This window comes from Solibacillus sp. FSL W7-1436 (genome assembly GCF_038007305.1).
Taxonomy (GTDB): Bacteria; Bacillota; Bacilli; order Bacillales_A; family Planococcaceae; genus Solibacillus.
This window is the reverse complement of record NZ_JBBOWV010000001.1, coordinates 838,012-860,318: the sequence shown is the minus strand read 5'-3', so window position 1 is coordinate 860,318 and position 22,307 is coordinate 838,012. Positions and strand designations below refer to the sequence as shown.

Sequence of the window (22,307 nt, the reverse complement as noted above, 5' to 3'; positions counted from 1 at the left end):
GTTCAATGAAAAGCTTATTCAAGCTATTTCACAAGAAGGAGGGTCCAATGGTTCGACTTATTGGGCAACAATGTTCGCTTCGCACATTCACGCCGTCCGATGCGAAAGGGTTGGCAAAATTATTAAGAGACAATAAAATGTATTGGTCCGAATTTGAGCCATTACATCGTGATGAATTTTATACCGAACAAGTACAGTATAATAAAATTTTGGAAAGCATACATTTGCTGCAGTCAAACCGGGAGTTTTCTTTCGGGATTTTTTACAATGCGACAGGCCAGTTGATCGGGCATATTTCACTTTATTCCATTAAACGTTTACCCTATTCAAGCGGTTTTATCGGATATTCGATGGATGAGAATTTCACAGGCAGAGGTATTGTGACTGAAGCGGTACGTCTAGTTATGGAATTTGCTTTTAATACATTGAATCTTCATAGAATAGAGGCATATGTGGCACCACCGAATTCGGCTTCAATTCGTGTATTGGAAAAGGCGGGATTTACAAGGGAAGGGCTATTGCGGGAGCTGTTATATATAAACGGAAAATGGGTCGACCATTATATGTACGCCATTTTGCAGCGGGAATACAAAGAAGCTGCATTATAAAAAAGCGGGAGTGCTCATTCATTGAATTTGATGAGCACTCCCGCTTATTACTTAATATTTATTTTTGATCGACTGAACCGTCCGTTACTAAATCCAGCTTTCCTGTTGCAGGGTCGATAATAAGACCATGTACCGGAACACCTTTTGGCATTAATGGATGGGTTCTGACTAAGTCAACACTTTTTAATACACTTGTTTCAACATCCCCAAAACCGCATAACCATTCTTTTAAATCAAATCGAGCATAATTGATGACATCGATCGTTTCCTGTTTAACTCCGCGTTCTAGCATATGACCGATCATGACGTTCGGATCAACTGCACTCATCCCGCAGTCGTAGTGGCCGATAATATATACTTCATCCGCCTGTAATTCATAAACCGCTACAAGTAAACTACGCATAATCCCGCCGAATGGGTGATTTACGATTGCTCCTGCACTTTTTACAACTTTGACATCCCCGTTGCGCAAGTTCATTGCTTTAGGTAGTAATTCAACTAAACGCGTATCCATACAAGTTAAAACAACAATTTTTTTGTCAGGATATTTTGTTGTAGCATACTGTTCATACTGTTTTTCATCTACGAATTTTCCGTTATACTCTAAAATTGTTTGTAATGCAGACATTTGTTCTTCATACCCCTTTCGATTCTTTATTAATTTTAAAATATTTTTTAGATAATTCAAACAAATGCGCATTAATAAAGTTAAAATTCTACTAAATAGAGAGAAGTATAGTAATAAATCGCCATCAAAAAACAACCACTCGATAGAGTGGTTGTAAAAATGTTAATGATGATGGTGGCCATCCAATGATTTTTCGTTTGGTGCAAATGTGTTTGCCTTTGAATCTACTATAACAGAGTCGTGTGATTGTAAACCGATACGTAAGTACATAATAAACATAAATAAGAATACAAGAAGTATTACCGTAAATCCTAACACTACCGTATAGTAATCGGATAAGAACGGATAATGGTGATCAAACATTATAAAAACTCCTCTCTATTTTAGTGATAACAATCATTAACCAATTATAACCTAATAAATTGGAACATTGTAGGGTAATTTAGTTAGTTAATGTAGAAAAAATTGTAAATATGGCGACATCTTGAAATTTAAATGATCTTTGAAAGAAGGATTTGATAAAGCTGTTAAAATGCCCAGTTCCCATTACGGAAAACAGGTTCAGCCTGTCCGTCTGCTGTAATTCCATCAATATTCATCTGTTCAGAGCCGATCATGAAGTCGACATGTGTAATACTTTCGTTTAAACCGTTAGCTTTTAGCTCATCACGTGACATCGACTTTCCGCCCTCGATACAAAATGCATAGGCGCTGCCGATTGCCAAATGGTTTGATGCATTTTCATCGAATAATGTATTGTAGAATAAAATATTCGATTGTGAAATTGGAGAATGGAATGGAACAAGTGCTACTTCTCCTAAATAATGTGAACCTTCATCTGTAGCAACAAGATTTTTTAACACTTCTTCACCTTGCTCGGCTTCTACTTTAACAATGCGCCCGTTTTCAAATGTAAGTTTGAAGTTGTCGATAATATTGCCGCCATAGCTTAATGGTTTAGTACTAGATACATACCCGTTTACACCATCTTTATGCGGTACTGTAAAAACTTCTTCAGTTGGCATATTAGCCATGAACTCTTCGCCTTTTTCGTTGACACTGCCTGCCCCGCACCATAAATGTCCTTTAGGAAGCTCGATTGTCAAATCTGTTCCCGGAGCTGTATAATGCAATTTCGCATAGTTTTTATTGTTTAAGTAATCAACTTTTTCATGCAAGTTGTCATTATGCTGCGCCCAAGCTGCTACCGGGTTATCCAGATCCGCACGTGTCGCTTTAAAGATGGCATCCCATAATGCATCTACTTGCTTTTCTTCCGGTAAATCCGGGAATACTTTACGAGCCCATTGTTTTGATGGAGCTGCAATAACTGTCCAGCTGATTTTATCTGACTGAACATATTGGCGGTACTTGTTTAACGCAGTACCAGAGGCTTTTTGGAATGCTGCAATACGTTTTGAATCAATTCCCGACAGTAAATCCGGACTTTGAGATACGATGCTCATAAATGCCGCACCCTCTTCAGCAAGCCATTCACGCTCCTGCACTTTCCAAGGCGGGAAGAAATCGAAAGAATCATCCGGTGCCAACTCATATCGAGTACGTGTAATTTGATCATCTGTATAATCTACAAATACTTGTTTAGCGCCACTTTCATAAGCGATTTTTGTCACTGCTTGTACAAACGGTGCTGATTCGATAGAAGCCGCAATATACAAGTATTGATTCGGATGAATATTAACACCGATTTTTACTGCGAGTTCTGCGTATTTCGTTAAATTTGCTTCGAACATAGAATTCATTGATCCATTCCTCCAATAATTATCTTAAAAATTAGTTAATTCCCGACACATTAATCGTCACATTCCAGCTTAGAAAAGAACAATAATGTGTCAAAAACAAAAAAATCTTCTTATATCTAGTGTAAAGGAAGTTAATAAAAATTTAAATATACCGAAATAAAGAAAAGACATCGTAATTTGGAGGTAATACATATGGATATATCATCAGTCGTTGGGGTTATCATCGCCTTTATCGCCCTGTTAGTCGGGATGTTCTTAAAAGGCGTTACACCGGAAGTGTTAATAAACCCTGCTGCGATTTTAATAATTATTTTCGGTACGATTGCTGCAGTGACAATCGCTTTCCCGATGAAGGAATTAAAAAGAATTCCAAAGCTTTTTAAAATTTTATTTTCAGAAACAAAACTCGCAAGTGATATCGACTTGATCAGAATGTTTTCGCAATGGGCTGACCTGGCTCGCCGTGAGGGATTATTGGCATTAGAAAGCAAAGCCGTTGAAGTTGAAGATCCTTTTTTAAAAAATGGTCTAACATTAGCGATCGATGGTCAAAACGCTGACTATATTCGCGATGTGTTAACAGAGGAAGTTGAAGCGCTGGAAGACCGCCATGCAAGTGGAGCAGGTATTTTCTCGCAAGCAGGTACATATGCACCGACACTTGGGGTACTGGGTGCTGTAATCGGTCTTATTGCTGCATTAAAAGATATGTCTGATATTGATAAATTGGGTACAGCTATATCCGCTGCCTTTGTTGCAACATTATTGGGTATTTTCACTGGTTATGTTTTATGGCATCCGTTTGCCAACAAGTTAAAACGTAAATCTGCTGTAGAAGTTAAGCAAAAGCTGATGATGATTGAAGGAATTTTATCTGTACTTGAAGGTGAAGCACCTCGTGTAATCGAGCAGAAGCTGGCTTCATATTTAACGATGGAAGAACGTAAGCAAATTACCGAAAGCGGGGCGGGTGGCCTTGGCAAAGAAGCGTAAAAGACATAAAAAGCATGAGGAGCATATTGACGAGTCCTGGTTAGTACCTTATGCAGATATATTAACGTTATTACTGGCATTATTTATTGTACTTTTTGCATCAAGCTCAGTGGATGAGAGAAAACTGGAGCAAATGTCGGCAGTATTTAATAATATTTTTACCGGTGGCACAGGTGTAATGGACAACTCATCAGTCGTACAAACACCTGATAATTCCACAACGGGAATATCCAATTATATGGAGGATCAGGAACGTCTCCATGAAACGCAAGATCGTGTAGACGAGTTTATTGCGATTAATGAACTGGAAGAACAGTTTGAAACGAAAATGACAGAAGAAGGATTACTGATCACCATCCGGGACAGTATTTTATTCGATATGGGGCGAGCGGATGTAAAGGCGGAGTACGATACAATTGCTGATGAGCTTGCTCAATTATTAATGTTTGATCCACCACGTAATATTGTCATTACAGGTCATACAGACAATGTACCGATCAATACCGCTGAATTTGATTCTAACTGGGATCTGTCAGTTATGCGTGCAGTCAATTTCATGAAGGAAATCGTTATGGGGAATGAAGGCCTTGATTCCAAGTACTTCAGTGTAAAAGGTTTTGGAGAGTTCCAGCCGATTGCTACGAATGATACAGAAGAAGGCAGAGCTAAAAACCGTCGTGTTGAAGTGCTCGTACAGCCACGAATCGCAGAAAATGGCGATGTGATTGTAGAATAGTGAGAAAGCTGTTTGGAAAGGGAAACCTTCCAGACAGCTTTTTTTATGAAAATTTATGACTCATAAAAGAAGAAAGTACTTCCATACTACTCGAAATGAAAAGACTTCGTATTAAATTGACATTGTATAAACAAAAGTTTATAATAATAAACAAATGTTTGATTCGAGGTGATAAAGTTGAATGAAAAGGAAAAATTAATTTTTCAATTAATAAAAAGAAATCCCTACTTATCACAACAGGAAATGGCAGAACAACTTGGAATGTCCAGGCCGGCGCTTGCCAATATGATCTCATCGCTTATAAAACGAGGGGAAATTTTAGGACGTGCTTATGTTTTGCCTGAAAAAAATCAAATCATTGCAATTGGTGGTGCCAATATCGATCGTAAATTCACTATTGAGCAAAATGTTCAACTGGGGACTTCCAACCCTGCTGCTGTTACAGAATCTGTAGGCGGTGTAGCCCGTAATATCGCAGAAAACTTAGGACGATTAGGCAACCGTGTTTCACTAATTACTGTAATGGGTGAAGATCATGATAGTGCATTTATTGAACAAAATTGTAAGAGTATGATGAATGTGGATTTAGTAGAGAAATTAAGCGAATATAATACAGGCTCTTATACAGCAGTACTTGATAATATGGGGGAACTGGTAATATCGATGGCCAATATGGCGATTTATGATCAGTTGTTGCCGAGTGTTTTAAAAAAGCATGAAGCAATATTACAAAATGCCAGCTGTATTGTCATTGACTTAAACAGTCCGCTGGAGACAGTAGAATATATCAGGACATTCGCAATAGAACGCAATATCGCATTGGCGGTTATCCCTGTTTCTGCACCTAAGATGAAAAATATGCCGCAAGATCTGCATGGTATCCGTTACTTTATTTGTAATCGTGATGAAGCGGAAAGCTATTTAAATGTGAAGCTGAATACATTTAGCCATTATGAAAAGGCTGTCAGCATGTTATTGCAAAAAGGAGCAGAGCATGTTGTGCTCACTTTAGGGGAACATGGTGTAATGGTAGGCAACGAAGACAAGATAGTACATTACAAAGCCATTGCAACAAGGAATATTGTAGACGTAACAGGTGCAGGAGACGCATTTGTGAGTGCATTTTTACATGGTGTCTTAAACGATGAGGAGCTACAGGAATCGATCCAGCTCGGATTGGTGAATGCATCGAAAACATTACAGTCGGATAAAACAGTTCGTGAAGATTTAACAAAAGACAACTTACTTGAATGGAGGAATTTATAATGGAACAATATTTATCATATTCACAAGAGGTATTAGAAGCTAAAGAGAAAGGTTTACCAATTGTCGCGTTGGAATCAACAATTATTTCACACGGTATGCCATACCCACAAAATGTGCAAACAGCTCGTGAAGTGGAACAGATTATTCGTGATGGCGGTGCTGTACCGGCAACAATCGCATTAATCGACGGAAAAATTAAAATCGGCTTATCTGATGAAGAATTAGAAATGTTCGGTAATGCCCAAGGTGTAGCTAAAACAAGCCGTCGTGATATCGGTTATTTACTTGCAACAAAAAAAATCGGTGCAACGACTGTAGCAGCAACTATGATCTGTGCGGAGCTTGCAGGTATTGAATTATTCGTTACAGGCGGTATTGGCGGAGTTCACCGCGGTGCTGAAACAACAATGGATATTTCAGCAGACTTGGAAGAGCTGGCAATGACGAATGTAGCTGTAGTATGTGCGGGTGCAAAATCAATTTTAGATATCGGTTTAACACTGGAATACCTTGAAACAAAAGGTGTACCGGTAATCGGTTACGGAACAGATAAATTGCCTGCATTCTATGCACGTGAAAGTGAATTCGATGTAAATATCCGTGTTGATTCTGCAGAAGAAACAGCTGCAATTTTACGCGCGAAATGGGACTTAGGTTTACGCGGTGGTGCATTGATCGCCAACCCGATTCCAGTAGAAGATGCTATGGAATCAAGCGTTATCGACGGAATTATTGAAAATGCATTAAATGAAGCGAAACAACAAGGTATTGCAGGCAAAAATGTAACGCCATTCCTATTAGGCAAAGTGAAAGAGCTGACAGAAGGTAAATCATTGGATGCAAATATTGCCCTTGTTAAACATAATGCCCGTGTAGGTGCAAAAATCGCTGTCGAATTAAATAAATAATTAATATTTCCTGGGGAATAGGAAATGAAAAAAAGAAGCTTGTCGAATTAATCGATAGGCTTCTTTTTCATATTACATATTTGATGTTATTTACGAAGGGCGCCGAGTTCTGCTACGATGGCATTCATTTCACTTGGGCTGAAAGAATCGCGTTTCATAACCATTTCATATAAATATTGCAGATCTTCGTATTTTTCTTCATCAAATGCAGTAGACTGCATAGCATCAACATTAACCATACGAAGTTTTTCTTTAATTTGCTCGATCATATAGATAACATTTTGCTGCGACGGATTTGATAAGTCCATAATTTGTGTGCCCTACCTTTCAATGTTTACAAAAATATCATTTCATGCAACCATCATCTTGTCAACAGGTTAAAGTTTACCGAATACTTTTAATAATATCGAACATTCGATAAAATACAAATAGATAAGTTTTATGAAAAATTATTAAGGGAATACGAAAGCATACACAGGAGGAGAATAAATGATGAAAAGTAAACTATTGCCTTTTATAGCGATTGGAGCCGTAACTGGTGCGGCAATCAGTATGTTGGACAAACAAACACGTGAGCATACTGTAGAAACAGCAAAGAAAGCGAAGGATACCGTAGTGTACTATTCCGAAAACCGGGATGAATTAATGGCATTGGTGGAAACAAAAATGGAACAGGCACAATCATTGTATGGAACAGTAAACAATGGTGTCCAATCAATTATGCAAAATCAAAATGATATTAAAGAGTTACCAGCTACAATTCAAAGTATGGTTTCAGAAACGATTCAGGCTTTCTCGAAAAAGGATGAACAAATCGGGTAAACGGGATGTCCATGATATCCACTGAATCAACATAATGTGAACAGGTGGTGGCAGCATGGAAGAAAAGGAAGAACTGAAAGAAAAAATTTCGCTTGTTAAATCATATGTTTCACCGGAGCGCAGCCAAATTAATATATTGACGACAAAGGGATTCATTCAAGATTTAATTTATCGGATTAAAAATGTGGACATGTCGGGCATGGGAGCACAGTTGGCCTATTTTTTCCTTTTATCATTTTTCCCTATGCTTATTTTTATGGTAACGCTTTTACCTTACTTAAATTTGGAACAAGGACAAATATTTGATTTTTTAAGTGATGTTATGCCTGAAGAAGTATATGGTCTGATTGAAACAACGTTAGCAGATGTTTTGAATAATCAAAACGGCGGTCTGCTTTCAATCGGTATCATCGGTACGATCTGGTCCGCTTCAAGAGGTGTAGATGCACTGATGAAAGCATTGAACCGTGCCTATGATGTTGAAGGCAGAGCAGGGTTTATAAACCGTTTATGGTCACTTATTTTTACGATTGCATTAGTAGCAGTTATTTTAATTGCTCTGTTATTCCCGGTTTTTGGTCAGCAGATCGGTAATATCGTATTCGGCTATCTAGGTGTAGAGGAGTCATTTGAGAGCATTTGGACCTTTGTGCGCTGGATTACGCCGCCAACACTTATTTTCATCGTACTTTCGATTATGTATTGGATCGTTCCGAATACAGACCCGCGATTAACGATGTTTAGTGTTATTCCGGGAGCTGTGTTTGCGACATTGGGCTGGCTTGTATTAACTTACGGATTCTCATTCTATATTAACAATTTCGGAAATTACAGTTCAACATACGGAAGTATCGGCGGGGTCATTATTTTAATGCTTTGGCTATATTTCACAGGAATGATTCTTATTTTGGGCGGACTGCTAAACGCGTCATTCCAAAAAAGACAGCTTGCCAAGGAAAGCAAAAAGCAAGCCAAATCACCAGTTTTTTAGGTGAAAATTATATACGGAAAAATGCCATTTCGATAAAAGAAATGGCATTTTTTATAGGTTAAGTCCATCACGATGCCATAGTGCGATTTGCAGTTTTAGCGCATCGTGAAATTCAGCTGGGTTTAAATGAGTTTGCTCTTTAATTTGTGAAAGCCGGTAAGCTAATGTATGCCGGTGGATTTGCAATTCATCGGCGGTCGCTGAAGCGGACTTGTTATTATTGAAAAAGCTTTGCAATGTAACCAGTAATTTATCATCAAGCCCGTTCAGTGTTTTTATACTATAGTGTTGGGCCGCCTCCGGATTAAATAGCGTAAAAACTTCAACTTCCTTATAGTAGATTACTCTCGAGACACTTCGGTGATGCTTTAAAGCCAACTGCGCTGTTTTATAGGAATGCGGTAATCGTTCGAGATTTTCTGCTTGTTCACCGACAGCAATTTTTATACTGAATTTGCTTTTTATATATGTATTAAAAGCTTCCACTAATTTAGTCAGAGCAGGCTGATCCATTTCTGTCGTTAAAATAAAATATTCGTCCAATTGAAAATGCCCAAATATGACGGGTTTGTTATAAAAGAAGTCCTCGATATATTGAATAAGTGTCCGGTGGGAACCAGTCTTTTGTTCGGCTTTCAATAATATAATGCAATATGGAGCGAGAAAAGGAATGGCCAGTTTATTTATCCGTTCTTTTATAACCCGATTTATAGATGTTCCACTAATCAGTTCTTCAAAAATGTGTACACTCATTTTCCGCTGCCATTCACTTTTTGATTCAATAAGTGCCTGATGTACTAATACTTCCGCTGTTAACTGAACTAAAGAAGAAATATTTAGCAGCTCCTCATCAACCACACCGGTAATCCCGATAATACAAACAATTTCCTCCTGAAAAAAAATCGGCAAATTAATCCCTTGCTTTGTTTGGGGAAATTCATGGATATTGCGATCTGATATTATGAGTGTTTTCTTTGTTTCCGCCACATACTTTGCACCTTCATGAAACTTTTCCACACGCTCCTTCTCACCGGAAGCTAGTATAACACCGTCAATGTTCATGACATTTACATTACGCTTTAACCGTAACATTGTTTGTTCTACAATTTCATTTGCCAGCCGTATTGTTAACAATTTATACACCTCGTATAAAAATTTATGATTATTCATTAAAAAATTATACTACAGGTATAAAGTAAATTCAGAATTATAACACTATAATATTTGTAAGCGCTTTATTCATGTTAGGGAGGAATCAAATGAAGATTATTATAAGCCCGGATTCCTTTAAAGGGACATTGACTTCCGGAGAGGTTACATCTGTTATAAAAGAAGCGATAAAAAAGATGGACAGTAACATCGAAACAATTTGTTTACCGATTGCAGATGGCGGTGAAGGAACACTTGATGCATTGGTCAAAGCAACAAAAGGCAAGTATTTGACGGCAACTGTTCAAAATCCGTTAGGGAAACTTATTGAAGCTAGATATGGAGTACTCGGTGACGGAAAAACATGTGTAATAGAGATGGCCCAAGCTTCAGGGTTAACGCTTATTGATGAAGAAGAAAAGAACCCTCGTTTTGCGACAACATATGGAACGGGTCAATTAATACAGCATGCATTGGATTCAGGTTATCGTCACTTTATTATCGGCATCGGGGGAAGTGCTACAAACGATGGTGGCCAGGGGATGCTAAGGGCACTAGGAATGAAGTTCATTGCGAAGGATGGCAAGGAAATCGTAAACGATGTATTTCAATTCAATGAACTCGAGAAAATCGATTTAACTAACTTCGATTCACGTATCTCTGACAGTACATTCATGATTGCATGTGACGTAGATAATCCGTTAATCGGTTCAAATGGCGCTACTTCAGTATTTGGTCCACAAAAAGGAGTAGATCCGCATGATATTAATATATTTGATCAAAATTTAAAACACTATATTACTATAATCGAGTCACAGCAAAACGTAAAAGTTCGCCATTGTGCAGGAGCTGGTGCGGCAGGCGGGATTGGGTCTGCGTTTATGGCATTTTTTCCGCACCAGTTTAAGCCTGGTGTCGATATTGTGCTGGAAGCAGTGCAATTTTCAAATCATCTGAAAAATGCGGACTTTGTCATAACAGGTGAAGGGAAATCCGATGAACAAACTCTTTCCGGAAAAGCTCCAATAGGGGTTGCTAAGCTGGCTAAAGAAAAAGGTGTACCTGCCATTTTACTTTCAGGAATGGTCGAAAATTCCCATATGCTTGAAACTTACTTTCATCAGGTTGTAAGTATTGTAGGTGATGAAATTTCAGCGGAGCAATCATTGAATAATCCAGGCTTTTATTTGGATCAAAAGGTTACGGGTTTAATAAAAAGATTACTATAAAGGAGTGGAGAAGTAATGTTGTTTTTAATCATTCTGATTGGTGTGTTGTTCATTGTCTTTGCAACGGCAAAACTAAAGCTGCATCCTTTTCTTGCATTATTAATCAGTTCATTCTTTGTTGGTATTGCAGCGGGCATGCCTTTATTAACAGTTGTAGAGAGTATTAACACAGGTTTTGGAGGGCTGATGACGAGTATCGGTATCGTCATCGTAGCAGGTACGATTATCGGAATTATATTAGAGAAGTCCGGGGCTGCATATCGTATGGCTGAAGTCGTATTGCGGGTAATCGGACCAAAACGACCTCAATTAGCAATGTCGATTATTGGCTACATTGTATCCATCCCGGTGTTTTGCGATTCAGGCTATATTATTTTAACGAGTTTAAAGAAAGCATTGGCTAAACGTGCAGGCGTAACAATTGCATCAATGGCAGTTGCTTTAGCTACTGGTCTATATGCAACACACGTACTTGTGCCGCCTACTCCTGGACCAATTGCGGCTGCAGGGAATATTGGTGCGACAGATTATTTAGGCACGATCATTTTAATGGGATTAATCGTTGCTATTCCAGCAACAATTGTTGGCTATATTTGGGCGACAAAAGTGGCATCGAAAATTCGGGTTGAGGCAGACGATGAACCGGCATTGGATTACGATGAAATTATCAAATCGTTTGGTAAAATGCCTTCTACGTTCAAATCATTCTTACCGATTGTGTTACCGATTGTGTTGATCGGGGCAGGTTCGGTTGCTGCATTAGTAGGTGACCCGGAAGCGGGAATTAATACGCTCTTCAGATTCCTGGGTTCACCGACAGTCGCACTTATACTAGGGGTATTCGCTGCATTTTTGCTATTGCCTGAACTGAGTGAAGAAACATTATCAGACTGGATTGGTGAAGCATTAAAAGAGGCAGCGCCAATTTTATTGATCACAGGTGCTGGTGGTGCATTTGGTACTGTAATTAAAAATACAGGCGTCGGTGATAAACTGCAGGAAATGGATTTAGGTGTTTTAGCTACAGGCGCACTATTTTTATTAATCCCGTTTTTAATTGCCGCAGCTTTAAAAACAGCGCAAGGTTCTTCAACTGCAGCAATAGTTATTACATCCTCTTTAATCGCACCGATGCTGCCGACTTTGGGAATTGAAGGGGCAGTACCGTTAGCTTTGGTCGTTATGGCAATTGGTGCAGGTTCTATGACAGTGAGCCATGTAAATGATAGTTTCTTCTGGGTAATTACACAATACAGCGGTATGAAAGTAACAGATGCATATAAAGCGCAAACGATGGCAACATTGCTGATGGGATTAACTACAATTATCGTAACAATGGCTTTATGGTTTGTACTAGTATAATAGAGATAGTAAAAAGGTGCATCCTGTTAATAAAATGTACCCTATAAGATAGACACTTGAAAAAAGGTCATCTTATAGGGTGCTTTTTGTTTATAATGAAAAAAAACGATTCGGAGCTATAATTATGACTAAAAAATTTTTAACCTCTCACCAACAAACAGAATTAAAAATGAACCCTTATGTAAAAGCAGTGAGCGATAAAGCGATTACGTACACAGATGAATTTAAACGATTATTTATTGCACAATCTGAAACAGGAAAACTGCCACGAGAAATTTTTGAGGAAGCAGGATTTGACGTTGAAGTAATCGGAATAACACGTGTTCATAAGGCAGCTACTCGCTGGAGAACGGCTTATAAAAAACATGGCGCCAGCGGTTTGGAAGATACGCGAAAACATAGTTCAGGACGTCCTCTTGAACGAGAATTAAGTATAGAAGAAAAATACACTCGACTTGAAGCAAAAATGCGTTTACTAGAAGCGGAAAATGAACTGCTAAAAAAGCTCGATCTACTCGAAAGGCAGATGTTGAAAAAGAAATAAAACTCGCACCAGAATTAAAATTCGAATTAATTCATGAAACCATTAAAAAATATAACTTAAAGCGAATGGTGAGCTATCTTTGCGAAGTGTTGGAGGTATCACGTTCAGGTTATTATAACTACTATAAAGAGCAATCAATTCAAAAAAGAACGATGAAACACCAAGCAGATGAAATCGTAAAAGAAGAAATTTTAAAAGCTTATCGATTTCGAAGACGTCATAAAGGAGCGCGTCAAATTAAAATGACACTTCAAAACCACTATGGCATCAATTATAACTTAAAGCGTATTCGCCGCATTATGAAAAAATTTGGCATCATCTGTCCAATTCGGAAGGCAAATCCTTATCGTCGTATGGCGAAAGCAACGAAAGAACACCGCACTTGCGCGAATGAATTACAACGAAATTTCAAACAAGGTGTCGCTGGGAAAGTGTTATTAACAGACATCACGTATTTGACGTATCGAAATGGCAAACGTGCTTATTTATCTACGGTTAAAGACGCAGAAACAAATGAAATTCTCGCTTATGAAGTGTCGTCTTCTTTACACTTGGACATCGCTCTGAACACATTGAAGAAATTAAGAAAACACACGCATTTAGCAGAAGATGCCTTTATCCATTCGGATCAAGGATTTCATTATACAAATCCACAATTCCAGGCTTTCGTAAAGAAAATGGGCTTAGGTCAATCGATGTCACGTCGAGGCAACTGTTGGGACAACGCGCCCCAGGAATCATTCTTTGGTCATTTTAAAGATGAGGCATACATCAAAGAGTGTGAAACATTAGAAGACGTAAAGCAAGAAATCAAAAGTTATATGACGTACTACAATCATTATCGGGGTCAGTGGAATTTAAAAAAGCTGCCGCCTGTAAAGTACAGACAGCAGCTTCAACAAGTTGCCTAACCTTTTTCAAAATGTCCTTTACAAAGGGTACACTTTATAATGGGATGCACCTTTTTATTGTTGGATTAAACATTTTTACTCAGCATGCGTAATCCATTCAAAATAACTAAAATCGTACTGCCTTCATGACCGATAACGCCTAAAGGAAGACTGATTGCCTGGAAAAAGTTCGAAATAATCAGCAGTGCAATAACCGTTAATGAAAATATAATATTTTGTTTCACTATACGCTGCATTTTTCGCGAAAGCTTAACGGCATGAGCAATTTTAGATAAGTCGTTTTTCATTAATATGACATCCGCTGTTTCTAGTGCCACATCCGTACCGCCGCCCATTGCAATACCGACGGAGGCAGTAGCCAGGGCAGGTGCATCATTAATGCCATCGCCAACCATTCCGACATGGCCGGATGTTTTTTGATATTGCTTAATATGCTCGACTTTCGTTTCCGGCAAGCACTCCGCTACGTAAGTTGAAACACCGGCTTCTTTTGCAATTGCTTTTGCGGTTGTTTCATTGTCGCCAGTCAGCATGGCTACATTAATACCAAGTTCTTGCAGTGCAGCTACCGCTTTTTTCGCTTCCTCGCGAACGACATCTTTAAGAGCGATCAGTGCTGCAATGCCTTGAGAATCTTTTAGGAAGACAACTGTTTTACCTTCATTCGCTAACTTTTGGAGTGCTCCATCAGCAAATTGAGCTGCCAAATTTGCTCCTACAAAGTCAGGTTTTCCAATTAAATAGGACTGTTCATTAAACTGCGCTTTCATCCCGTAACCAGGAATATCTTCAATAGTAATACTGTGAGGAGTGATAACATTCTCCTTTTTAGCAAATGCGTTAATTGCCTGTGCAAGTGGGTGGTTTGACTGTCCCTCAATCCCTGCTATCAAAGCTAACGTCTGCTGTTCGTCTAAATCATCCCGTACAATAAAATCTGTTACAACAGGTGTTCCCTGTGTTAATGTCCCTGTCTTATCGACAGCCAATACGCGAATCGCACTTAAATGCTCTAAATGTACACCGCCTTTAACAAGTATCCCGTTTCTTGCCCCGTTGGAAATGGCTGAAAGGGTAGCCGGCATAATAGAAGCGACTAATGCACAAGGGGAAGCAACAACTAGTAACACCATTGCGCGGTACAGTGTTGTCGTCCAGTCCCAACCTAATAAATAGTGCGGTAAAAACATCATAACTGCTACGGCCAATAATACAGCTTTTACATAAACACTTTCAAAACGTTCAATAAACTGTTGTGAAGGTGATTTTTCACTTTGCGCAGATTGAACAAGCATAATGATTTTTTGAAATAACGTTTCGGAACTAGGCTTCGTTACTTTTACAGTTAATACACTGTTTAAATTTACTGTCCCTGCAAAAACTTCATTCCCTATCTTTTTAGTAATCGGCATGGATTCTCCGGTAATCGCTGCCTCATCGACTGTTGAGACACCTTTATAAATTTCGCCATCAGCTGGAATACGTTCGCCTGGTTTTACTAGAATATGGTCGTTTACCTTCAAGTCTTTTACAGAAACCTTAATCGGTTCAAACCCGCCACGTACAAGCCATGCTTCTTCTGGCTGTAATTCCATTAATGAAGAGATTTCACGATTATTTTTATTCATTGCGTATGTTTCAAGTGCGCCACTTAAGGCAAATATAAAGATTAGTACAGCGCCTTCCATCCAGTAACCGATTAGGGCAGAACCAATGGCGGCGATAATCATTAGAATCTCTACATTTAAAGACTTACTATCAATTGTATCTTCAATACCTTCTTTTGCTTTTGCGTAGCCACCGATAAAAAAGGCTGTTAAATAGGCTATTACAGCAGCTGTTGTTTGTTCTGTTGATTCCATTCGCCACGCGAGTAAAATGATAAAACCGGATACCAGAGCAGCAATTAATTCTTTATGTTCTAGGATTTTCTCATTTAATGATAGAATTTCTCGATTAGAATTATTCATAAATACCTCCTTGATAATGATTATTAATATTAATAAGGACTGATAATGGATTTCAATTAGATTAGAATGATTTCTTGTTTAGAATAATTATAATATAGGCAACTTATTTTGTAAATAACATACAATAGAGAATTAAAAAAAATAATGCCAACTTGACTTATAAGGATTATAGAGTAATATAGTGGAGTACATTTATTAAATTGGAGGAGTTTACTTTGAATTTCTATGTATTGCTTAATATTGCTTTGCTGTTAATCGTCATTGTGTTTTTATATTTCCTTAAAAAGAAGCATGTTAAGTTTTCAAACCGTGTCTTTATTGCCTTAGGATTAGGTATTATACTTGGGGCAGTTTTACAATTTGCCTATGGGGCAGGAGCAGATGCAATTAATGAAACTGTTCCGTGGTATAACATCGTCGGAACCGGCTATGTAAAATTACTGCAGATGATTGCAATGCCTTTAGTATTCATCTCGATATTAGCTGCTTTTACAAAAGTTACATTTGGTAAAAACTTAGGTAAGTCAGCAGCAGTTATTTTATCTGTATTAATCGGTACAACTGCTGTTGCAGCTGGATTAGGTATTGCATCAACAGTTTTATTCGATTTAGATGCATCTCAAATTATGCAAGGTGAGGCCGAAATAGCTCGCGGAGAGTCATTGGTTGAGCGTTCGACAGAAGTAACACCTTTACCGGAACAGATCTTATCGATGTTTCCTGCAAATCCATTTGCGGATTTAACAGGATCACGTGCAACATCAACAATCGGGGTTGTAATTTTTGCGGCATTTTTAGGATTTAGTTATTTGACACTTCGTCGAAAAGAAGAAGAAACGGCGGCAAATGTTAAAAAGGGTGTCGATGCACTCTATGGTTTAATCATGGGTGTTGTCCGTATTATTTTACGTTTGACTCCATATGGTGTAGCTGCCATTATGGCACGTACAGTAGCGACGAGTGATTTTGGGGCGATAATGGATTTAGGTAAATTCATCCTTGCTTCTTATGTAGCATTAATCGCTATGTTCATCCTGCATTTAATCATTGTTTCATTAACTGGTTTAAGTCCATTAACTTATGTGAAGAAAACAGCGGAAGTATTACTGTTTGCCTTTACTTCACGTTCAAGTGCAGGGGCATTACCGTTAAATATTCAAACACAGACTAAGCGTCTTGGTGTTCCGGACGGTATTGCCAACTTTGCTGCTTCGTTTGGTCTTTCAATCGGGCAAAACGGTTGTGCGGGTGTATATCCGGCAATGTTGGCCGTAATGATTGCACCGACAGTCGGTATTGATCCTTTAACGCCTGGCTTTATCGCAACATTGATTTTAATTGTGGCGATTAGTTCATTCGGTGTAGCAGGTGTAGGTGGTGGTGCGACATTCGCAGCCATTATCGTATTATCTGCAATGGATTTACCAATCGCATTAGCAGGTGTTTTAATTTCGGTAGAACCTTTAATCGACATGGGTCGTACAGCACTTAATGTAAGCGGATCAATGGTTTCAGGTGTCGTATCAAGCCGTGCTACAAAAGAGCTCGATACAACAATCTATAATGAATCAGCCGATTCACAATTAGTTCAATAACAGTAAAAAGCCGCACAGAATATAATTTCTGCGCGGCTTTTTATTAACTAAACAATCGATGCCGCATAAAAAAGCTTGCGCTGAAGAATAGCCAAAGCATCATGCAAAGATATAGATAGATATATTCATAAATTACATAAGGAAAAATAATGATTACATAAATTGTATACAAAAGTGCAACAAGGAAACTATGTTTATACTTTAACTTTGTACTCACATGTATTTGAGCAACTATAAATAATGCGTTGATCAATATCATAATATAGAACATAAAACACCTCTTATATCTTATATAATAAGCTAGTATATCATACCAATAAAAGGGGGAGTTAGGATTATATGTAATTTGAAATACGGAAATAAAAAACGACTTCAACCAATATTGGAAGAAGTCGTTTTTCTTATCTAATTAGAATACACGCTCTGCATGCAATGCTAGTTTATCCAGAGAAGATTTCTCTACATCAGCATGTAATGAGTTACCATGAGAGTCCATCGTTACAACTGCAGTAAAGTCTTTTACTGTTAAATGCCACATAGCTTCCGGAATACCGAATTCCATTAAGTCAACACCGTCAACCGATTTAATGCAGTCTGCATAGTACTGAGCAGCACCGCCGATTGCGTTCAGGTAAACGCCACCATGTTCAGATAAAGCTTTAAGTGTTTTAGGACCCATACCGCCTTTACCCATAACAGCACGGATACCGAATTTTTTCATGATATCGCCTTGGTATGGCTCCTCACGAATTGAAGTTGTTGGACCAGCAGCTTTAACTACCCAGTTGCCTGCTTCGTCTTTAGCCATTACCGGACCACAGTGGTAAATAATTTGACCATCTAAGTCTACTGGCGCTTCTACACCTTCACCGATTAAGTGGTGGTGGATTGCGTCACGACCTGTGTACATACGGCCTGAAATTTTTACTACGTCGCCAACTTTAAGTGAACGAATTTTTTCTTCAGTAATCGGTGCAACTAGTTCAACTACTTTGTTGTCTGAGTTGTCTTGTTTTTCTTCATCACGGAAAGTGATTTTTTTACCTTCTTGGTAGTGCCAGTCAGTAATTTCGCCAGTCGCCGGATCGATATCGATTGCCATACGACGGTAAGCCCAACAGTTATACGCTACAGATACGAAGAATGAAGCTGGTAAACGGTCCATTACACCGATTTTACATCCTAATAATGTCGCTTCACCGCCGAAGCCCATTGTACCAACACCGAATGTATTTGATTTTTCTACAATATAATTTTCTAGTTTTGCTAAGTCTTCGATTGGATTCACATCATCAACGTGGCGGAATAACTGCTCTTTTGCAAGATCATAACCTGAAGAACGGTCCCCACCGATACCAACACCGATGAAACCAGCAGAACAGCCTTGTCCTTGTGCTTGCCATACAGAGTGTAAAATACATTTACGGATACCGTCTAAGTCACGACCAGCGCGTCCTAAACCTTCCAATTCTGTAGGTAAAGAATATTGGATATTTTTGTTTTCACAGCCGCCGCCTTTTAAAATAAGCTTCACTGTAATATAGTCATTTTCCCACTGTTCAAACTTTACTACTGGCAGGCCAGCACCGATGTTTGTTCCAGAGTTCTTACCAGTTAATGAATCAACTGAGTTTGGACGTAATTTTGCATCACCTGTAGCTGCAGCAATTGCAGTTTGGATTGCTTTTTTAATTTCGATTTGGTTTACGCCAACCGGAGTATATACTTTAAATGTTGGTAGACCTGTATCTTGACAAATTGGAGATACATTATCTTCTGCCATTACGATATTTGTAGTGATTGTGTCTAAAGACATCGCTGCACGAGTACCAGCGTTTTCTGCTTCTTTTGCAGCTTTAATAGCACGACGAACGTCTTTTGGTAAGTTAGTAGATGTTTCAGTTACTAAAGAATAAAGACTTTTTTCTAAAGTTTCTAAGTATGCCATCTTATTTTTCCCCCCAGAAAAATATGTGTATTTTGATCAATGAAAAGCTTGATATAAGGTAGAACAAAACTTTCACGAAGATATAAATGTGATGTTCTTCTTAATAATCCATCTTACATTATAACTCTTTTAAAGTTGAAAAAAAAGAGCGCTTACATGAATGTTTGTCAGATTAAATGAAAAAACGGCGAATAGTAGCAGAACTAGTCAAAAGAATGAAAAAAGCAATACCTATTGTACAGGCATTGCGGAATTTTCTATTTTTCTTCGCGGGATTGGAACTGGTCCATTTTTTCTTCTAAATCATCCATCATTTGAATTAAGCGATCAATATCTTCAAGTTCCGTCGTTGCAGGATCGATTGCATCAAGCACTTCAAGGAAAATTTCCAGGCGTTCTTTTAAATATGTTACTTGTTGTTCTTTGTTTGTAATTGGCTTCATAATGTATGATGCTCCTTTTTATTGACTTATTAATATTATACTACGCTCTTTTCTAAAAGTTAAACAACAACTTATAGGATATATCGGACCTATCTATTAAATTAACTTTAAAAAATAGGAAATTATATAGTACTTGTTAATTATTTTAACATTCTGTTAATTTTGAATATTTACATTATTGAAGTGTTATGATAAAGTAAATTCATACCTAAATACGAAGGAGATGGTCGAAAAAAACTTGTATAGACAAACTCAGGAAAAGGAGGACGTTTAAACATTTACGGCAGATTGCCGATACGACTGTTTACGCAACGCAGAAATGGAATATAGTGATATTTAAAACCCTAGTTAACTTTTAGAGATAAAGTTAGCTAGGGTTTTTGAGTTTACTTTTATTTCTCCCAAAAGCTGTGATACGATAAATTGTATGAACTAAGGGAGAAAAATTGAATGAGTTATGAACAACGCAGATTTGTTATTTTAGTTATTATTGTTTCGATTTCTGGATTTTCGCAAGGAATGCTTTTACCTCTGATTTCAATAATCTTTGAAGGGGATGGTGTATCCTCTACACTCAATGGACTGAATGCAACAGGTTTATACATAGGAACATTATTGATCTCGCCATTTATCGAGCAGCCCCTACGTAAATATGGCTATAAACCAATTATCATATTAGGCGGGGCACTCGTTTTTGTGTCACTGTTTTTGTTTCCGTTGTGGAAAAGTGTCATGTTCTGGTTTATTCTCCGTCTGTTAATTGGAATCGGGGATCATGCACTGCATTTTTCAACGCAAACTTGGATTACTTCAACTACAGCTGCACATAAACTTGGGAAAAGCATGTCTATTTACGGCATATCCTTTGGTATAGGCTTTGCTGTCGGCCCATTATTTGTTCCGCTGATTAAAATTTCGGAAAGCTTTCCGTTTATTATTTCATCGGCATTATGTTTACTTGCCTGGTCTTTAGTCTTTTTCGTGAAAAACGAAAAACCGGAAGCGTTGGCAGGAGATGCGAACAAATCGGGTTTCAAGCGTTACGGTCTCGCTGTAAAATACGGCTGGATTGCCTTTTTACCGCCTTTTGTATATGGCTTTTTGGAATCGTCTTTAAACGCTTTATTCCCGGTATATGCGTTACGGAAAAATTTCGACGTAGCTCATGTATCAATTATTTTGGCCGGCTTTTCGATCGGTGCGATTATTTTACAGTTTCCGTTAGGTGCATTAGGCGATAAAATTGGTCGCCATAAAGTCGTTGTTTCAGGGCTCTTTGCCGGAAGTCTATTTTTCTTAATAGGGAGCTTCTTCGAGAACTCCGAACTGTTTGTAGCGGCTGTCTTCTTTTTTGCAGGTATGTGTGTAGGTTCGATGTATTCGCTCGGTATCACATATATGACCGATTTGACTCCGAAAGAGCTGTTGCCGACAGGGAACTTGCTATGTGGCATTTTTTTCAGTTTAGGCAGTTTGACAGGCCCGCTTTTAGGCGGAGTATATTTGGAAATTTCCCCGAGCAACGGATTTTTATTTGTGATTTCGCTCATGCTTCTGACGGTGGCAGTCGTCATTCTTTTTTTCGGCAAAACGAAAAAAATTACTGTATAAAAAGCAGACGTTCTCTTAATTGGAACGTCTGCTTTTTACTGAAAAGAAGACTATTGCTGTAAAAATCATCGATAAAATTATGTAGATGAACACATTTAGATAGTTTACACCACCAAATGTCACAGCAGCTTGAAGTGAGCTTGCTGAAATTGCTGAGCTTTCATCATTGCTTGGGAAGATGAAGCCTGCAAAAGATGAGATTGCCCAATAAGAAACTATAAAAGTGATTACTGTAAATAGAAAGTTTTTCATATTAATACCTCCTGGCGATTTCTATTTTACATGAAAAATATAGAAGTGGGGGAGGTTCTGCTAAAATGATTGTCTTAAAAAAGCGGCGCAACCGTATAAAATAAGGTTGCGCCGCTTACATGTCATTTTGCTTCCGGATCTGGCTGATGAATACCCAGAATATTATTTTCCGTATCGATGAAATAACCTTGCCAAGCCATACCTGGCAGCGCGTATTTAGGCAATGCTACTTTGCCGCCATTAGCTAAAATTTTTGCTTCGGTTTCATCGTAATCACTTACGCCTAAAGTACAGACCGCAGAATTGACACTTTGTCCTTCTGAAGGGGAGGGGCCCTGACGCTGCATTAAAGCACCATTTATGCCTGGGTATTGGTCGTCGCCGGTAATCGCTCCAAAATACGGCATGCCTGCATATTCACTATAATCTTCAAAATTCCATCCAAAAACAGTCTGATAGAAGTTTTTTGCACGTTCCATATCGTCTACATGAATTTCAAAATGAATAATTCTTCCCAATTTGATCCCTCCAAAATATATTTAATTCAATATTGCGTCAATTGAAGTTTATTTGCAAGT

General features: G+C 38.2%; 22 protein-coding genes. 12 read left to right on the top strand and 10 right to left on the bottom strand.

Annotated features, from left to right (window positions below):
- Positions 1 to 47: 47 nt before the first annotated feature.
- A complete protein-coding gene (locus tag MKX73_RS04395) occupies positions 48 to 608 on the top strand; it encodes a GNAT family N-acetyltransferase (RefSeq protein ID WP_340716448.1) in 561 nt (186 codons plus the stop codon).
- Between the two features lie 58 nt (positions 609 to 666).
- On the opposite strand, the gene MKX73_RS04390 is transcribed toward MKX73_RS04395, so the two are convergent.
- The 3 genes from MKX73_RS04390 to MKX73_RS04380 form a co-directional block, all read right to left on the bottom strand.
- On the bottom strand, positions 667 to 1,236 hold the full coding sequence (locus tag MKX73_RS04390; RefSeq protein WP_340716447.1) for a beta-class carbonic anhydrase: 570 nt from the start codon (positions 1,234 to 1,236) through the stop codon (positions 667 to 669).
- 162 nt (positions 1,237 to 1,398) lie between these two features.
- On the bottom strand, positions 1,399 to 1,599 hold the full coding sequence (locus MKX73_RS04385) for a hypothetical protein (RefSeq protein WP_340716446.1): 201 nt from the start codon (positions 1,597 to 1,599) through the stop codon (positions 1,399 to 1,401).
- A 164-nt stretch (positions 1,600 to 1,763) separates the two neighbouring features.
- Positions 1,764 to 2,999, bottom strand: coding sequence for an aminopeptidase (locus MKX73_RS04380; protein ID WP_340716445.1), 1,236 nt, complete (start codon positions 2,997 to 2,999; stop codon positions 1,764 to 1,766).
- A gap of 192 nt (positions 3,000 to 3,191) precedes the next feature.
- On the opposite strand from MKX73_RS04380, the gene motA reads away from it, so the two are divergent.
- From motA to MKX73_RS04360, 4 genes are all read left to right on the top strand, one after another.
- The gene (gene motA, locus MKX73_RS04375) at positions 3,192 to 3,992 is read left to right on the top strand and encodes a flagellar motor stator protein MotA (protein ID WP_340716444.1); all 801 of its coding nucleotides are present in this window, start codon (positions 3,192 to 3,194) and stop codon (positions 3,990 to 3,992) included.
- Positions 3,976 to 4,728, top strand: a complete 753-nt coding sequence (gene motB, locus MKX73_RS04370) for a flagellar motor protein MotB (RefSeq protein WP_340716443.1) — start codon at positions 3,976 to 3,978, stop codon at positions 4,726 to 4,728. The genes motA and motB overlap by 17 nt, the downstream gene beginning before the upstream one ends.
- 177 nt (positions 4,729 to 4,905) lie before the next feature.
- On the top strand, positions 4,906 to 5,994 hold the full coding sequence (locus MKX73_RS04365) for a carbohydrate kinase (RefSeq protein WP_340716442.1): 1,089 nt from the start codon (positions 4,906 to 4,908) through the stop codon (positions 5,992 to 5,994).
- Positions 5,994 to 6,902: a pseudouridine-5'-phosphate glycosidase gene (locus MKX73_RS04360; RefSeq protein WP_340716441.1), complete on the top strand. Its 909-nt coding sequence runs from the start codon at positions 5,994 to 5,996 to the stop codon at positions 6,900 to 6,902. Before MKX73_RS04365 ends, MKX73_RS04360 begins: the two co-directional genes overlap by 1 nt.
- Before the next feature lie 86 nt (positions 6,903 to 6,988).
- Here MKX73_RS04360 and MKX73_RS04355 read toward each other — a convergent pair whose 3' ends face one another.
- The gene (locus tag MKX73_RS04355) at positions 6,989 to 7,210 is read right to left on the bottom strand and encodes a DUF1128 domain-containing protein (protein ID WP_079523640.1); all 222 of its coding nucleotides are present in this window, start codon (positions 7,208 to 7,210) and stop codon (positions 6,989 to 6,991) included.
- 181 nt (positions 7,211 to 7,391) lie between these two features.
- Here MKX73_RS04355 and MKX73_RS04350 point away from each other — a divergent pair, with 181 nt between their 5' ends.
- Both MKX73_RS04350 and MKX73_RS04345 read left to right on the top strand, forming a co-directional pair.
- Complete coding sequence (locus tag MKX73_RS04350) at positions 7,392 to 7,724, top strand: YtxH domain-containing protein (protein WP_340716440.1); 333 nt, start codon at positions 7,392 to 7,394, stop codon at positions 7,722 to 7,724.
- Between the two features lie 55 nt (positions 7,725 to 7,779).
- A complete protein-coding gene (locus MKX73_RS04345) occupies positions 7,780 to 8,715 on the top strand; it encodes a YihY/virulence factor BrkB family protein (RefSeq protein WP_340716439.1) in 936 nt (311 codons plus the stop codon).
- A gap of 51 nt (positions 8,716 to 8,766) precedes the next feature.
- Here the strand turns inward: MKX73_RS04345 and MKX73_RS04340 are convergent, their stop codons facing one another.
- Positions 8,767 to 9,849 (bottom strand): CdaR family transcriptional regulator, encoded by a 1,083-nt coding sequence (locus MKX73_RS04340; RefSeq protein ID WP_340716438.1) that lies wholly within the window; start codon positions 9,847 to 9,849, stop codon positions 8,767 to 8,769.
- Positions 9,850 to 9,974: 125 nt separating this feature from the next.
- On the opposite strand from MKX73_RS04340, the gene MKX73_RS04335 reads away from it, so the two are divergent.
- The 3 genes from MKX73_RS04335 (at position 9,975) to MKX73_RS04325 (ending at position 13,910) form a co-directional block, all read left to right on the top strand.
- Positions 9,975 to 11,093 carry a glycerate kinase gene (locus tag MKX73_RS04335; protein WP_340716437.1) on the top strand — a complete coding sequence of 373 codons (1,119 nt, stop codon included), beginning with the start codon at positions 9,975 to 9,977 and terminating at the stop codon, positions 11,091 to 11,093.
- Between the two features lie 15 nt (positions 11,094 to 11,108).
- Positions 11,109 to 12,455, top strand: coding sequence for a GntP family permease (locus tag MKX73_RS04330; RefSeq protein WP_340716436.1), 1,347 nt, complete (start codon positions 11,109 to 11,111; stop codon positions 12,453 to 12,455).
- A gap of 124 nt (positions 12,456 to 12,579) precedes the next feature.
- A protein-coding gene (locus MKX73_RS04325) for an IS3 family transposase (RefSeq protein ID WP_340716208.1) occupies positions 12,580 to 13,910 on the top strand; the annotation gives its coding sequence in 2 pieces (ribosomal slippage) (positions 12,580 to 12,964 and positions 12,964 to 13,910; 1,332 coding nt in all).
- 65 nt (positions 13,911 to 13,975) lie between these two features.
- On the opposite strand, the gene MKX73_RS04320 is transcribed toward MKX73_RS04325, so the two are convergent.
- On the bottom strand, positions 13,976 to 15,880 hold the full coding sequence (locus MKX73_RS04320; protein ID WP_340716435.1) for a heavy metal translocating P-type ATPase: 1,905 nt from the start codon (positions 15,878 to 15,880) through the stop codon (positions 13,976 to 13,978).
- 215 nt (positions 15,881 to 16,095) lie between these two features.
- On the opposite strand from MKX73_RS04320, the gene MKX73_RS04315 reads away from it, so the two are divergent.
- Positions 16,096 to 17,475 (top strand): L-cystine transporter, encoded by a 1,380-nt coding sequence (locus MKX73_RS04315; protein WP_340716434.1) that lies wholly within the window; start codon positions 16,096 to 16,098, stop codon positions 17,473 to 17,475.
- Positions 17,476 to 17,884: 409 nt separating this feature from the next.
- On the opposite strand, the gene MKX73_RS04310 is transcribed toward MKX73_RS04315, so the two are convergent.
- A complete protein-coding gene (locus MKX73_RS04310; protein ID WP_340716433.1) occupies positions 17,885 to 19,423 on the bottom strand; it encodes a fumarate hydratase in 1,539 nt (512 codons plus the stop codon).
- 257 nt (positions 19,424 to 19,680) lie between these two features.
- A complete protein-coding gene (locus MKX73_RS04305; protein WP_445783302.1) occupies positions 19,681 to 19,866 on the bottom strand; it encodes an SE1561 family protein in 186 nt (61 codons plus the stop codon).
- A gap of 450 nt (positions 19,867 to 20,316) precedes the next feature.
- Here MKX73_RS04305 and MKX73_RS04300 point away from each other — a divergent pair, with 450 nt between their 5' ends.
- On the top strand, positions 20,317 to 21,477 hold the full coding sequence (locus MKX73_RS04300; RefSeq protein WP_340716432.1) for an MFS transporter: 1,161 nt from the start codon (positions 20,317 to 20,319) through the stop codon (positions 21,475 to 21,477).
- Positions 21,478 to 21,492: 15 nt separating this feature from the next.
- On the opposite strand, the gene MKX73_RS04295 is transcribed toward MKX73_RS04300, so the two are convergent.
- Both MKX73_RS04295 and MKX73_RS04290 read right to left on the bottom strand, forming a co-directional pair.
- Positions 21,493 to 21,729 (bottom strand): carboxypeptidase, encoded by a 237-nt coding sequence (locus MKX73_RS04295; protein ID WP_340716431.1) that lies wholly within the window; start codon positions 21,727 to 21,729, stop codon positions 21,493 to 21,495.
- A 122-nt stretch (positions 21,730 to 21,851) separates the two neighbouring features.
- The gene (locus MKX73_RS04290; protein WP_340716430.1) at positions 21,852 to 22,247 is read right to left on the bottom strand and encodes a VOC family protein; all 396 of its coding nucleotides are present in this window, start codon (positions 22,245 to 22,247) and stop codon (positions 21,852 to 21,854) included.
- Positions 22,248 to 22,307 lie beyond the last annotated feature (60 nt).